Raw genomic sequence first — 14,331 nt, 5'->3', positions numbered from 1 at the left:
GCTATGTCCACTACAACCCGTACGGCCGCACCGGCCTCTGCGGTGCGGTTCCTGCTGCTCCGGCTCCATTCGCTGGCCGGCATCGTGCCGCTGGGGTTGTTTTTATTCGAGCATCTGTATTCGAATGCGGTCGCCATGCTCGGAGAAACCGCGTACAACGAGCAGATCGGCAGACTGCAATCGATTCCTTTTCTGGGGCTGTTTGAGTTGGTGTGTATCGCGCTGCCCTTGCTGTATCACGCCGGGTACGGCATATATATCGCGTTTACCGGCAGGCTGAACACGCGCTCGTATTCCTACGCCCGCAACTGGATGTTTGTGCTGCAGCGGGTGAGCGGCGTCGTGACGCTGGTGTTTGTGCTGTACCATCTGTGGGCGTTTCGTTTTGCGCAAATGCTGTTTGGCAGGACGATCGATTTCGGCTATGTCAGCGGGCATTTGCACCATCCGCCGGTGCTGCTGTTTTATGCGGTCGGCACGCTGTCGGCGGCGTTTCATTTTACGAATGGCCTTGCAGCGGGGTTAATCACTTGGGGTATTACGATTCGCCCCCAAGCGCAGCGGGTGTCCGCGAGAATTTGCTTCGGGTTGTTTATCGTGCTCAGCGTCGTGTGGCTGGCCACGCTGCTTGCTTTTTAAGGGGGAAAATCATGGGGAGCACGGGAAGGCAGTATATCGTCATTGGCGGCGGGCTTGCCGGTTTAATGGCGGCGATCAAAATCGCCGAAGCGGGCGAGAAAGTAAAGCTGTTCTCGCTTGTGCCGGTCAGGCGGTCGCATTCGGTATGCGCGCAAGGCGGCATCAACGGAGCTGTAAATACGAAAGGCGAAGGGGACAGCACGTGGGAGCATTTTGACGATACGATTTACGGTGGCGACTTTCTGGCTAACCAGACGCCGGTGAAAGGGATGTGCGACGCCGCTCCCGATATCATATATTTGCTTGACCGGATGGGCGTGCAGTTCAATCGTACGGCGGAAGGCCATATCGATTTCCGGCGTCTGGGGGGCGCTTCGTATTCGCGGACCGCTTTTGCCGGGGCGACGACGGGGCAGCAAATATTATACGCGCTTGACGAGCAGGTGCGGCGTTATGAAGCCGAGGGATGGGTCGAAAAGTTCGAATATTGGGAGCTGCTCTCGGTCGTGCTGGACGGGGACGGAGTATGCCGGGGCATTGTCGCGCAGGATTTAAAAACGATGGACATTCGCGATTTTCGGGCCGATGCGGTCATTTTGGCTTCAGGCGGGATCGGCAACATTTTCAGAAAAAGCACTAATTCTGTGATTAATACGGGCAGTGCGCACAGTGTTGTATACCAGCAGGGGGTTCATTATGCGAACGCCGAATTTATTCAGATCCATCCGACGGCAATCCCCGGCGACGACAAGCTGCGGCTGATGTCCGAGTCGGCCCGGGGGGAAGGCGGCCGGTTATGGGTGTACCGGGACGGCAAGCCGTGGTATTTTCTGGAGGATAAATACCCCGCTTACGGCAACCTGGTTCCCCGGGATATCGCGACCCGCGAAATTTTTCATGTGTGCGTCGATTTAAAGCTGGGCATTAACGGCGAAAACATGGTGTACCTCGACGTATCGCATCTTTCGCCGGAACGGCTGGAGCAGCGGCTTGGGGGCATTGTCAGCATCTATGAAAAATTCGCCGGCGACGATCCGCGCAAGGTGCCGATGAAAATTTTTCCGGCGATGCATTATTCGATGGGCGGAGTGTGGGTCGATTTCGACCAGATGACGAATATTCCCGGCTTGTTTGCGTGCGGGGAATGCGAATACCAATATCACGGGGCGAACCGTCTAGGGGCCAACTCGCTGCTGTCGGCCATTTATGGAGGTATGATCGCAGGGCCAAAGGCGCTCGCTTATGCCAAAGGACTTTCCGTGCCTTCGGCGGATGTGGCGGAGACCTGGTACAAAATAGAACGGGAGCGGCAGGAGACGGAGATGAGCCGTATTTACGACATGAACGGAAACGAAAATGCCTACCGGCTGCATGTGGAGATGAGCGACCTGATGGTCGATAACGTCACGGTGGTGCGGCATAACGACCGGCTGAAGATGACCGATGAGCGGCTGCAGGAGCTGATGGAGCGGTGGCAGCGGATCGGCGTGGACGACGGGGCGAGATGGAATAACAAGACGGCGGCGTTTGTGCGTCAGCTGTGGAATATGCTGGAATTGGCCCGCGTCATCACAGTCAGCGCCTTGCATCGTAACGAAAGCCGCGGAGCGCATTACAAGCCGGAGTTTCCCGAACGAGACGATGCCAACTGGTTGAAAACGACGATTGCCCGGCATACGCCAAACGGGCCGCAGTTGAGCTACGAAGCGGTTGATTTGAGTTTTATCCAGCCGCGGCAGCGGCGGTACGATGTAGCCAAGGCGGGCAGCTAGGGGAGCCGTCAATGAGCAAACTGGAATGACCTTGTGTAATGGTGTAATGGTGTAAGGCAAAGGAGCTGTGGATCATGGAAACAGAACGTGCCGGCAGCGGGACAGCGCGCCGCGTCGAGCTGAAAGTCAAGCGGCAGGACGGCCAAGGGACGGCCCCGTATTGGGAGCACTTCACCGTGGCCTACCGTCCGAATATGAATGTGATTTCCGCATTGATGGAAATTCAGCGCAATCCGGTGAACCGGGAGGGCAATCCGGTGCGCTCCGTCGCTTGGGAATCGAACTGCCTGGAGGAAGTGTGCGGCGCTTGCAGCATGCGGATCAACGGCCGGGCCCGCCAAGCTTGTTCGGCACTGATTGACCGGCTGGAGCAGCCGATCGTGCTGGAGCCGATGAGCACGTTCCCGGTAGAGAAGGATTTGGTGATCGACCGGCAGCGGATGTTCGATGGGCTGAAGCAGATTCGCGCTTGGATTGCTATCGACGGCACGTACGCGTTAGGCCCCGGGCCCCGCATTTCGCCGAAAGACCAGCAGGACGCTTACGTGTATTCGACCTGCATGACCTGCGGGGTTTGCATGGACGCTTGCCCGAATGTAGGTGAGCAATCGCCCTATTTAGGGCCTTACGCGATGGGGCAGATCAAATACTTCAACATGCATCCGACCGGGGCGATGATGAAGGAGGAGCGGCTGGACGCGGTCATCGGTGAAGGCGGCATCGGCGGCTGCGGCAATTCACAAAACTGCGTGCGCGCTTGCCCGAAGGAAATCCCTTTGACGACGGCCATCGCGGAGTTGAACGGACAGGCAAATCGCTATGCCTTGAAAAAATGGCTGAAAGGGTAGTTGAGCTGCCCGTACAGTGCAAAGGAGGCTTGGATCTGTATGAGAGAAGTCGATGTCCGCGATATTGTGGACAAAGTAAGGGAGCTGTGCATGCAAGCCAACTACGATCTGGGCGACGACACGGTTTCTTCCATGCGGCTTGCGCTAAATAAGGAAGTGTCGGAAACGGGCAAGGATGTTTTGCAAATATTGCTCGAAAATGCAGAGCTGGCCGCAGCCGAAAAGGTGCCGATGTGCCAGGACACCGGGGTCGCCGTTGTGATGGCGGAGGTGGGGCAGGACTGCCGCATCGTGGGCGGCAGCTTGTATGACGCGATCAACGAAGGAGTGCGCAGAGGCTACAAGGACGGCTATTTGCGCAGCTCGATCGTCGGACATCCGCTGCAGCGGGTTAATACCGGGGACAACACGCCGGCCGTTATTCATACCGAGCTGGTGCCAGGGGACCGGCTGAAGCTGAAGGTTACCGCCAAAGGCGGCGGCAGCGAGAACATGAGCGCGCTCCGCATGCTGAAGCCCGCCGACGGCTTGGAGGGCGTCAAGCGGTTTATTGTGGACACGGTGCGCATCGCCGGTCCCAATGCTTGCCCGCCGCTGGTGGTCGGCGTCGGCATCGGCGGCAGCTTTGAGAAGTGCGCGCTGCTGGCGAAAAGGGCGTTGTTTCGGCCGGTTGGCGAAAGAAATGCGCTGCCCGACATTGCGGAACTGGAAGAGGAACTGCTGAAAAGCATCAACCGGCTGGGCATCGGACCGCAGGGCATGGGCGGGATCGTAACAGCGCTTGATGTTAAGGTCGAAATATACGCTTGCCATATCGCCTCTCTTCCGGTTGCCGTCAACCTGAACTGCCATGCGAACCGGCATAAGGAGGTGACGCTGTGAACGGAGCCGACTCGAATGGAGGGAAAATCAGCATCCGGGTTCCATTGGATGAGTCCACATGCGAATCGCTGCGCGCCGGGGACCGCGTGCTGATAAGCGGCACAGTCTACACGGCCAGGGATGCGGCGCATAAACGGATGTTCGAGACGCTGGCCGCCGGAGATCAGCTGCCTTTTGAATTGCAGGGCCAGGTGATCTATTACACCGGTCCGACCCCGGCGCAGCCCGGACAAATCATCGGTTCGGCCGGACCGACAACTTCGGGCCGGGTCGACAAGTATACACCCGCCTTGCTGGAGGGCGGATTAAAAGGCATGATCGGCAAAGGGTACCGCAGCCGTGAGGTGATCGACGCCATCGTGTCTCATAAGGCAGTGTATTTCGCCGCAGTGGGCGGGGCCGGGACGCTGATCTCGCGCTCAATCCGCGCAGCGGAGGTGATCGCTTACGAGGAGCTGGGCACCGAGGCGGTCCGCAAGCTGACGGTAGAAAACTTTCCGGCGATCGTGATTAACGACATCCATGGCGGCGATTGGTATGAGCTGGCAAAAGCGGCATATGGTTCGGCGGACGGAGCCCCTTGATGCACGGGAGGGGCGCTTCGTCCGTGCCGCTAAACTGATTGGGCGAAGCAAATGTTAGCGGGAAAATGTATCCCCGCGCATCTGTTTTGTTGGTATAATGACAGTACAGACACAGCTTTTCACGTCGCTAAACAACGGCATTTTTGAACAAGCGCTAAAAGGGGCGGATGAACGTGAGCAGAAACATTTTATTGACCGGTTATTTCTCACGTATGTTCTGGTATAGCGTCATCATCGTCATTTTTCCGGTCATCGTGCTGGGATGTTTTTCTTATTACAAATCATCGGGCATCGCCTTGCAAAAAGTGAATGAAGGCAGCGCCCAAAATACGCTGCAAACCGAGCTGCGCATGGAGCAGTATTTAAAGGCCGTCGATGCGGCCTCGATGCAGCTGGTTACCTCTCCTCTGGTCAATAATTCGCTGGACAGCGAACTCACATATAAGGATTTTCAACTGATTCGGGACTTGCGGGAATACATGCAGCGCATTCAGTCCTATGAGCTCGGCATTCAGGACATTCAACTGATCAACACGGGAAAACGTTGGCTGCTGGATAACAGCGGCATGTACCGTTTTGAAGATTATGAATCCAACCTCGATTTGACCAAATATGTACGGAAAGAAAAAAACTCCTTTTGGCTTGCTTCGTTTCCTGCCGATTCCGGGCTGTCGACGCGAGGGTCTAGGCCCGCGCTTCAATTGATCCGTCAGCTTCCGCTTAATGCCCAAATCCCGACTATGTTTGTCGTCGTCAAAATTGGCCCCGGCGAAATCAATAAATATGTGCAAAATGCCGATGAACTCGGCGGTAAATATGTGCTCGACGAATACGGCACCGTCTTGATTGACCCGTCTGGAGAATGGACGGGGAAAAATTTCCCGAATGCAGGCATGTTGCCTGCAGACATGAGCGGCGACCGGCCTTCGGAACCGGTGCTCACTGATTTTTTGGGGCAGAGGGTGTCCGCTAATTTCGTTAAATCAACTTACAATGGATGGACTTACATGACTTTGGTCCCTGTCGTCAAGGTGACGGGCGAATCCAGAGCGATATTCTGGATCACGCTGTTCATCTGTCTGGGGATTATGGCGCTGGCTTTCGCTGGAGTATATATGTATTCCAAAAGGCTGTACCGGCCGGTGCGCAAGCTGTACGAAACCGTTAAAGGGGCGGCGTTATCGGCCCAAGATCTGAAAAAGCAGGATGAGTTTCAATATATCGGCGAGCGGATTCAGAATTTAAAAATGACGCAGCATGAATTGGAGGATCAGCTTCAGGGGCAGATGGGCCAATTGAAAGATTATTTTGTGCTGAAGCTTGTGCAAGGCGAAGTGAAGGCGGCGGACGTTGCGGAGAACATCCGGCGGTTCGCCTTCCCGCACCAATGGAAAACCAAAGCAGTGCTGGTTGCGCAGCTCGACTCATTGGAGCACACGCGTTTTCGTGAGGCGGATACCGATTTGATCCTGTTTGCGGTAAGCAATATCGTCAGCGAGCTGGTGCCCGCTGCCAACCGGCTCAGTCCGATCCTGATTCATCCCTCCCAGGTTACTCTGCTCGGAAGCGAAACGGAAGACCGGGAGGAATTCAAAAACCAGCTGTATCAGCTGGCGGAAAAAATACAGACTGCGGTGCGCAGCACGCTTGGCTTGCCGATCAGCTTGGGCGTCAGCCGCGCCTACTCCGAGTGGGGCGACATGCCCGCGGCTTACCAGGAAGGGCTGGAGGCGCTGAAATACCGGATGAAGACCGGCGCAGAAACGATTATTTTCATCGAGGACCGGCAGCCCGCGCAGCGGGTGAAGCCGTATTACCCGGAAGTGGTTGCCGGCGGCTTGCTCGATGCGATCAAGCTGCTTGATATGGACCGTGCTTATACGCTGCTCGGGCAATTTATCCAGGAGGTTTTCTCCAAGGAGTCCAGCCGCCAGGAGTACCAGATGTCGCTGGCCCGGCTGCTGATGGAATTGATTGACTTGGCGCAGCAGATGGGCGCAGCGCTTGACCAAGCGGCGGGCCGCAGCCGCTCGTTGTTCGAAAGACTGCTGGACATGAATTCCGCCGCCGAGATCGAGCGGTGGTTCCGTGAGGACATCATCGGGGCCATTGCGGCGGCTGTCGAGCAATCGCGCGCCTCCCAAGATACAAGCATCTCCGAACAGGTGCTGCGGATGATTCACGAGCAGGATGATCACGAGCTGACGCTGGAAGCGTGCGCCGCCCGCCTGCATTTTCACCCCAGTCATGTCAAAAGGGTGTTCCGCCGCGACGTCGGCGTCAGCTTCAGCGAATACGTCGCCGGCCACCGGCTGCTGACCGCCAAGAAATGGCTGGTTCAGTCGGAGATGAAGGTGAACGAAATCGCCGAAAGATTGCAGTACAACAATGCGCAAAATTTTATCCGCTATTTCCGCAAAATGGAGGGCATGACGCCCGGTCAATACCGGGAGCTCCATAAAGAATGGAGTTAGGTCAGCGCCCCCGGCGGCATGTGCAGGCGGATTGTGGATTTACCAAGCCGCTGCTCGGCTCCATATGCCAAATCGACAAAAACGAAGAGGAGCTTTGCCACTGCTATCAGTGGCAAAGCTCCTTTTGCGTTAAATGACGTCACTCCCAGGCAAACTATCTCGTTGTAATCTATGACGCGACATAATAACCATTTTTAAGATCATTCTTCATCTAAGTATTTTTGTAATAAAGTGTATAAAGAAAGTTCTTTATTTTTACTAGAATTAAGTGAATGTTCAATATCCAAATTATCACATTTTATAGATAAATTCTTTAAGTTGTAACGAAGTATTTTAATTTCTGATTCAAGAAAATTCAAAAAGTAAGAACAAATAAAGTTGTTCTCATTCTTATAAATCACCAAAATAGTGTACTCTTTTAAAGAGTGGTTAAGGATTAGTACCATTTGCGGATTAAATCCTAATTTTTTGCTTGCTTCAATATTTTGAACTATACTAGACGCTAAATGGTTTGAATTTATTGGGTTTATTTCCGTAAAAGTAAATCCATATGGTTTAAGGAAAGTATTGGCTTTCATTCGAAAGCCTTTTTGTTCTCTAAAAATTAAACCACGATCCTCTAACTCTTTGAACCAAATTCCTATCGTTCTTTGATCCTTCCCGAAAAATGAAGAAATCTCTTCAGAAGTGTGCCATAATTCCCCAGTGTAATATTTTGCATGAAACCCAAGATAAAGGTAAAGTTTTAAGGCTCCCCCACTTAAGTCTTTTAAAAATAATTGTTTAAAATCAGAATGAATTGCAAAAAAGGGTTTGTTCATTGCTTGAATTTCTTTTTTCCAAGAGCCGTATGATTCTTTTAGTTCCTCAAAGACTTTATTTTTTTCAGAAGTACTTTTCAAAAAAAAATTTTCGTTTTTTTTCGTGGATTTTTTCTGAAAATCCATAATTATCACGCCCATTTTGTATATATCTTACTCAAATTCTATCAAATAAATTCAATATCAACAACAAAAAACTTCCATCTTTTATTCTTATTATATTATTTATATATATATGCTTTTATCTTTTAATACACTCCATTCAGCTAGCTGAATGGAGTGTATTAAAAGATAAAAGCAGCGTTAAGGTCTAACATAGTAAAATATATTTAAGAGTCAAGTCTAGTTTAGAAAGGGACTCTTTTGGAAGTAAGAATTTTTGATTATTTTGTGGTCTATTTAATATATATTAGCACATATACATCAGCCTACATAGGAGGCGATGTAATATGGGTAAGAAAAAAGGAGGTCGCAGAAAGATGGCAGCCACTGCAGCAAAGATCGTTGACTTTTCTCTCCGTAAATACGAGAAAGATCTTAGTCAATATATACAAGTCAAGCCGATAAAACGACTTTCAGCTAAAGACATGAAGGAGTCGGAAGACTTCATTAAACATAGTTGGAAGAGGGATTAATGTGTCTAACAATCGTGACTTGACATTCCTGGATTCGAGTAATTGGGATAAAATAAAGCGCGGTTGGATATATGAAGCGGCTATTCCTTACACCGGTGCTCGACCACTTGATTTTTTTGAGAGGGATAAGGATAATCCGAATCAAGGTACAGTCCGCGCACATAATGGAGTTTTCACACCTGGTAAAGTCAATCATGTAGTTTTGGGGCTTAAACAGCGGAAAGTTGTCATTATTTCTAGAGACGACTTTTGTTCCGACCAAGCTAAAATCAATATCTCAGTTGCTCCGATTTTAAGCATAGATGAACGTGAGAAGGAAAAAGGTTGGTACAAAAGAGTCAAGGAAGGAACCCATCCTTTTTTTGTATATTTGCCTGAAGAAGTTACACGTCGGGAATGTATTATTAATACTTCTGAAGTGTTTACAATTCATAAAAACATGCTTCTAAACGAGAAAATTGATATTACAGCATTTATTCCTATTATTGATAATAAACTAGAATATTGTTTACAACTTGGTATGTACAAAGATTATGAACAAGAAGAAGCGCAGTAGCATGGCTGAGTATTGAATTCTAGCTACGTTCAGTTGTTTAATCCTGTCCTGATAGAACCAGAACCTTAAAGCAGGATAAGGGTTCGCAGCGTTTACCAGTATCTGTCCGAGTATTGACCATTAGTATTAGTGGTACCGTCAGTTGCGTTATTGTGACGCTGCGGACGGTACTTTTTACTTTATGTTTGGGTGCATAATAATGGTATGCTTGTCTCGAAATTTTAGATAAGTATTAGTTTGGGGAAAACTTTTAACTGTGATGCCTGGAGGAAGTTGTCATTGTATTCTTAGGCGACTACCCAAACATCCTCAGCATCACTTGTCGGCGAATTGTGGATTTACCAAGCCGCTGCTCATCGTGCCGAACCCCATTCTGTACTTGCTCCGGTGCAGGCGCATGTGCAGCAGCATATGCGGAATGCGCCGCCCGAAGAATCTGGCAGCCCGGAACTCAGCTTGCAACTGCGGCTACAAGCGGTTGCCGGGTTCTATCGCTTTGGCAATCAGCGCTGCGTAGAACTGCGCTCCTTCCTCATTCAAGTGAACGCCGTCGGAGTAAAAATAAGTATCTTTGTCGGCGCTCGCTTTGTACCAATTGACCAATGTGGCGTTAGGGTACCGCGACGAAGCTTCCTCAAGCGCTGTATTGACCTCGTCCTCCCAGGGACGCGGAACGCGGGTGTTGACCAGCACAACTTGTTTGACTTCTTTTAACGAATCGAGCAATGACTCGATCTGCTTGCTTGTAAACGCCCCATTAGTGCCCAGTTCGATGATGACACGGTCGCCAAGATCGCCTTGGGCTTTGAGCGTGTCGACAATGTTATGGGCTTCCGACATTTGCCGGCCGATCTGACCGTCCACCACAATATCGGGAATCAGCTCTTTCAGATAAGGTGCGGCACCGATAATCACCGAATCGCCGATGGCGGTCACCCCTTGATCTCCTCTTGATGTTTTCATTGCTCCCGTTACAGGGATTCCTTTATCTACATCTGCTTTATCGGACGAATTGGGCCTGGCGCTGCCGCCTGTTGGCGTGGAGCCTGCGGGCCGGATCGACGGGCCAATATGCCCGGATGTGGCCGTAGATTCTTCTTCGTTGTGCCGCAGCGGCTTTTCGTCTCCAGCCGTGAAAATGTCGCGCTCAGTAGCGCCGACAGGAGGAAACATCTCTTGCTGCGGCGCTGCCGGCTGCGTATGTGCGGAAGCGGTAAGCGCCCAAAACGCTGCACTGTCGTGTGCGGCGGCATAAGAGACAAAGCCGGCTGCATTGGTAGACACCATCGAAATGTAGGTGCAGCACACGCCTAACACGGTAATAATCGCTGTCCCGGTCCAAGCTTTGCCGGATATGGCCGTGCGTCTGCCAACGCGGCTTTGCTTCACTTGCCCCCACCAGGCGCGAAGTGCTCCGCTCCGGATCGGCTTCTCGATCAGCAGCCACGATGCGGCGGCCAGACCGATGCTGGCGGCCAGCTGAATAAACGCCAAAGGCAGATTGACGCTGCCGTTATGAAAAGCCGGGCTAGTCAGCGCAATGACCGGATAATGCCAAAGGTATAACGCATAAGAGCGGACCCCAAGCCAGCGCAGCGGAGACCAGCCGAATATCCGGCCGAGCCGTCCGGAAGGGTGGGCCAGCGCGACGATCAGCAGACCCGACGCGAAGGACAAGATCACGAAGCCGCCGGGATATAAAAAGCTGTCGTATTCCTCGGTGTGCCAAAACATGTACAACGCGACCAGCAGCCCGGCCACCCCGAGCAAATTGAATACGCGAAGTCCTCGGGACTTCTCAGCCATGCGGGTACCCAATTTGGAGCTGGGAAACAGCAGCGCAAAGGCGGCGCCGATCAGCAAGGCGAAAGCTCTTGTATCCGTTCCATAATATATCCGGCTTGGGTCTGCGCCCGGCTCAAACAGATGTGCCATCAAGAGGGCCGAACCTGCAGCTCCGGCCAGCGTCAGCGCAATCAGCCATCCCCGCCGTTTGACGAAGCGCAGCGCAGCGGCGAAGAGAAGCGGCCACAATACATAAAATTGCTCTTCCACGGCGAGCGACCATAAATGCCCAAGCGGAGAGGGCGGACCAAAGCTGTCAAAATAAGAAACCTCGCGAAAAATAAACCACCAATTGCTGGCATACAACATCGAAGCAAGCATATCGCCGCGCAGCGACGCCATCCGTTCGGGAGCGCCCCATGCAACAAAGGCGCCGACGGCGGTCAGCATAATCAGCATCGCGGGCAGCAAACGGCGGGCCCGGCGCAGCCAGAAGTTTCTCAGATCAAGCCTGCCGGTTTTGTTCCACTCGGCGGCCAGAAGATCGGTAATTAGGTAACCCGACAGCACAAAAAAAACACCGACGCCAAGCAAACCGCCAGGCATCCAATCCGCATGAAGATGATAGACGATGACCGCGAGCACGGAGAGCGCGCGCAGTCCGTCAAGTCCGGGCATGTAGCGGTGGCTGCCGGATTGCGGGGGCGCGGAATCTTGTATATGCACGTCCCCGGAGAGAACCGCAGCCGTGTCTTTCCATGGTCCGGCGGGAGGAGATGAGCTTGGCCGGTGTTCATGATCCGGCTGCAAGCGGGGCGCCCCGTTTTTAGGCCCTTGGTACGGGCGGTTAATCGTTGAATTGTTTACATTCTCATTTTTCATTTGCTTCGGCTGCATGCTGCTTCCTTTTCCTCCCGGGTGCTGTCTCATGATGTCGTAATCTGTTGTCGTTTGTCTCTTCATTTTAAAGAAATTTACCCGCTTGTAGTGTTACAAATCGGTTACACTTTTTGCTCCGAATGCCCCTCCTCACAGCTTTCGCAGGCGCCTCTTTCGGAAATGATTAGATGATCCGAAATGATTATCGTCCGGATGGCTATACTCGCCGGCTGCGGATGATCCCGGATGATTGTAGACGTTACCGGCAGCAGATCTTATAGTGGGGATCAAACGGCTTCAACGCTGAAAACGGAGGTAACTCAGTGCAACGATATGTCATGCTGAATGCTGTGAGTGCAGTAGCTAAAAACCGTTGGTTGTATTTGATGGTGGCGCCGGGTTTTCTGTATTTTGTCATTTTTAAATATGTACCGATGTGGGGGGTGCTGATCGGGTTTCAGGATTATCAAGTATTTCAAGGTTTCATGGCCAGCAAGTGGGTCGGCTTCAAGCATTTCGAACGTTTTTTTACCGATCCGGCGTTTTGGATGTTGTTCCGCAACACGTTTATCCTTGCCTTTTACAATCTGGTGTTTTTTTTCCCGCTGCCGATTGTCATCGCTTTAATGCTGAATGAGGTGCGTAAGGAGTTGTTTAAGCGGTTCGTGCAAACGCTCATCTATATCCCCCATTTTATCTCATGGGTTGTGGTGATCGGCATCGCTTACATCTTTTTTACAACGGAAGGGGGCATCGTTAACGAGTGGATCGCCTCGATAGGCGGGGAAAAGCTGAATTTCCTGGTCAGTGAGCAGTGGTTCCGGACGATGGTTGTCTCCGAGCTGATGTGGAAGGAAACGGGCTGGGGCACGATTATTTTTCTCGCGGCGCTCGCAGGTGTCGATCAGCAGCTTTATGAAGCGGCGCGGATGGACGGAGCGGGGCGGTTTCGCCAGCTGTTTCACATTACGCTCCCGGCGATACGCAGCACAATCGTCATATTGCTTATTTTGCGGCTTGGCTCTTTTCTGGACACCGGCTTTGAACAAATTTTTCTGATGCTGAATCCGCTTAACCGGAATGTCGGCGAGGTGTTCGATACTTACGTGTACAGCATCGGCATCCAGCAGGGGCAGTTCAGCTACAGTACGTCCGTCGGGCTGTTTAAATCGGTCATCGGCCTTGTGCTTGTGCTTGGCGCCAATTATATCGCCAAAAAATGCGGAGAGGAGGGTGTATATTGAAAGCAGCTTCTACGAGAGCCACCCACCCCGCAGCTGCGGCGGTTAAACGCAAATGGCCGCTGAGCCACTATGTATTTAACGTTGTGAACTATGTGCTGCTTGCTTGCGTTGCCCTTGCTGCGGTCATCCCCTTCTTGTACATTTTGGCCGGCTCGTTAACGCCTGCGGCCGATATGAACAAAGCGGGGTTCACGCTGATTCCTTCCCGGTTCACGCTCGAAGCTTACAGCTACTTGCTTTCGTCGGAGGCGGTTCTTCGGGGACTGGGAGTATCCGTGTACATTACTGTTGTGGGCACACTCGTCAATATTGTGTTTACGGTGCTGATGGCCTATGCGTTAGCGCGCAAAGATTTAAAGGGCAGGCAGCCGATCATGCTGATGGTCATCTTTTCGATGCTGTTCAGCGGCGGCATGATTCCGACCTTTCTGATCGTCAAGGCGATGGGGCTGCTCGACAGCTACTGGTCGCTGATGATTCCGGGGGCGATTAACGCCTTCAACCTGATCGTGATGAAAAACTTTTTCCAGCAGCTGCCCGAAGGTCTCGAAGAATCGGCCAAAATCGACGGCTGCAACGATCTCGGTATTTTGGTCCGCATCGTCGTACCGTTGTCGCTGCCGGCCATCGTCACGTTTGTGATGTTTTACGCGGTGGGTCATTGGAACAGCTATTTCACGGCGATTCTTTACATCAACGACAATGAAAAATGGCCGCTGCAAGTGCTCGTCCGGCAGCTGATTATTTTATCGCAAGGGGGCCTCGGCGAGGGCAACCAGGACAGCTTTAACATTCCCGCGCAGACGGTCAATATGGCGATGATTGTGCTGTCGACGCTGCCGATTTTGCTGGTGTACCCGTTCTTGCAGAAGCATTTTGCCAAAGGGGTGCTGTTGGGGTCGGTGAAGGGGTGAAGGAGGATCTGCTCGGCGAGGTGGAGGGGATGAATGTTTATTCAGATTGCCGCCTGCTGCGGTAAGGGATTATCATTCCACCGCCAATGAAAATCGCGTTTTCCTTAACTTACTCAATGGTGAAAACGCGATTTTCACAAGCGGACGTAAACTTTCCATGATAATTCCCTGACCTTCGCAGGATACACTGAATAAACATTCATCCAAACAAGTCACGCCGGGCAGATCCTGTAAGTAGTAGTAATAGTAATTAAAGGCGTTAAATGAAACTGCAATAGAGCAACTGCAATAAACACCA

The 14,331-nt window shown here is 52.0% G+C and carries 12 protein-coding genes; 10 read left to right on the top strand and 2 right to left on the bottom strand.

Annotated features, from left to right (window positions below):
• Positions 1-3: 3 nt before the first annotated feature.
• The 6 genes from EYB31_RS20780 to EYB31_RS20755 all read left to right on the top strand — a co-directional run bounded on the left by EYB31_RS20780 (position 4) and on the right by EYB31_RS20755 (position 7,199).
• Positions 4-639 (top strand): succinate dehydrogenase/fumarate reductase transmembrane subunit, encoded by a 636-nt coding sequence (locus EYB31_RS20780; RefSeq protein WP_131015337.1) that lies wholly within the window; start codon positions 4-6, stop codon positions 637-639.
• Positions 640-650: 11 nt separating this feature from the next.
• Positions 651-2,411, top strand: coding sequence for a succinate dehydrogenase flavoprotein subunit (sdhA, locus tag EYB31_RS20775; RefSeq protein ID WP_131015336.1), 1,761 nt, complete (start codon positions 651-653; stop codon positions 2,409-2,411).
• Between the two features lie 74 nt (positions 2,412-2,485).
• Entirely contained in the window at positions 2,486-3,259 is a 774-nt protein-coding gene (sdhB, locus tag EYB31_RS20770) for a succinate dehydrogenase iron-sulfur subunit (protein ID WP_131015335.1), read from the top strand.
• Positions 3,260-3,298: 39 nt separating this feature from the next.
• A complete protein-coding gene (locus EYB31_RS20765; protein ID WP_131015334.1) occupies positions 3,299-4,141 on the top strand; it encodes a fumarate hydratase in 843 nt (280 codons plus the stop codon).
• The gene (locus tag EYB31_RS20760) at positions 4,138-4,725 is read left to right on the top strand and encodes a Fe-S-containing hydro-lyase (protein ID WP_240762668.1); all 588 of its coding nucleotides are present in this window, start codon (positions 4,138-4,140) and stop codon (positions 4,723-4,725) included. Before EYB31_RS20765 ends, EYB31_RS20760 begins: the two co-directional genes overlap by 4 nt.
• Positions 4,726-4,892: 167 nt before the next feature.
• Positions 4,893-7,199: a helix-turn-helix domain-containing protein gene (locus tag EYB31_RS20755; RefSeq protein ID WP_131015333.1), complete on the top strand. Its 2,307-nt coding sequence runs from the start codon at positions 4,893-4,895 to the stop codon at positions 7,197-7,199.
• 200 nt (positions 7,200-7,399) lie between these two features.
• On the opposite strand, the gene EYB31_RS20750 is transcribed toward EYB31_RS20755, so the two are convergent.
• A complete protein-coding gene (locus tag EYB31_RS20750; protein WP_131015332.1) occupies positions 7,400-8,146 on the bottom strand; it encodes a helix-turn-helix domain-containing protein in 747 nt (248 codons plus the stop codon).
• Positions 8,147-8,469: 323 nt separating this feature from the next.
• Here EYB31_RS20750 and EYB31_RS20745 point away from each other — a divergent pair, with 323 nt between their 5' ends.
• Positions 8,470-8,655 (top strand): hypothetical protein, encoded by a 186-nt coding sequence (locus EYB31_RS20745; RefSeq protein WP_131015331.1) that lies wholly within the window; start codon positions 8,470-8,472, stop codon positions 8,653-8,655.
• 1 nt (position 8,656) lies between these two features.
• Entirely contained in the window at positions 8,657-9,211 is a 555-nt protein-coding gene (locus tag EYB31_RS20740) for a hypothetical protein (protein ID WP_131015330.1), read from the top strand.
• Positions 9,212-9,679: 468 nt separating this feature from the next.
• Here EYB31_RS20740 and EYB31_RS20735 read toward each other — a convergent pair whose 3' ends face one another.
• Positions 9,680-11,926, bottom strand: a complete 2,247-nt coding sequence (locus EYB31_RS20735; RefSeq protein WP_240762666.1) for an acyltransferase family protein — start codon at positions 11,924-11,926, stop codon at positions 9,680-9,682.
• A gap of 287 nt (positions 11,927-12,213) precedes the next feature.
• Between EYB31_RS20735 and EYB31_RS20730 the strand changes: the two genes are divergently transcribed.
• Together EYB31_RS20730 and EYB31_RS20725 are read left to right on the top strand one after the other, a co-directional pair.
• Complete coding sequence (locus EYB31_RS20730; RefSeq protein ID WP_131015482.1) at positions 12,214-13,119, top strand: ABC transporter permease; 906 nt, start codon at positions 12,214-12,216, stop codon at positions 13,117-13,119.
• Between the two features lie 59 nt (positions 13,120-13,178).
• Positions 13,179-14,033 (top strand): carbohydrate ABC transporter permease, encoded by an 855-nt coding sequence (locus EYB31_RS20725; RefSeq protein ID WP_240762696.1) that lies wholly within the window; start codon positions 13,179-13,181, stop codon positions 14,031-14,033.
• Positions 14,034-14,331: the final 298 nt, after the last annotated feature.

The organism is Paenibacillus thalictri, assembly GCF_004307995.1.
In the GTDB taxonomy this organism is placed as follows: Bacteria; Bacillota; Bacilli; order Paenibacillales; family NBRC-103111; genus Paenibacillus_AF; species Paenibacillus_AF thalictri.
Note: the sequence above shows the minus strand (reverse complement) of the source record. Positions and strands in the feature narration are given on the sequence as shown.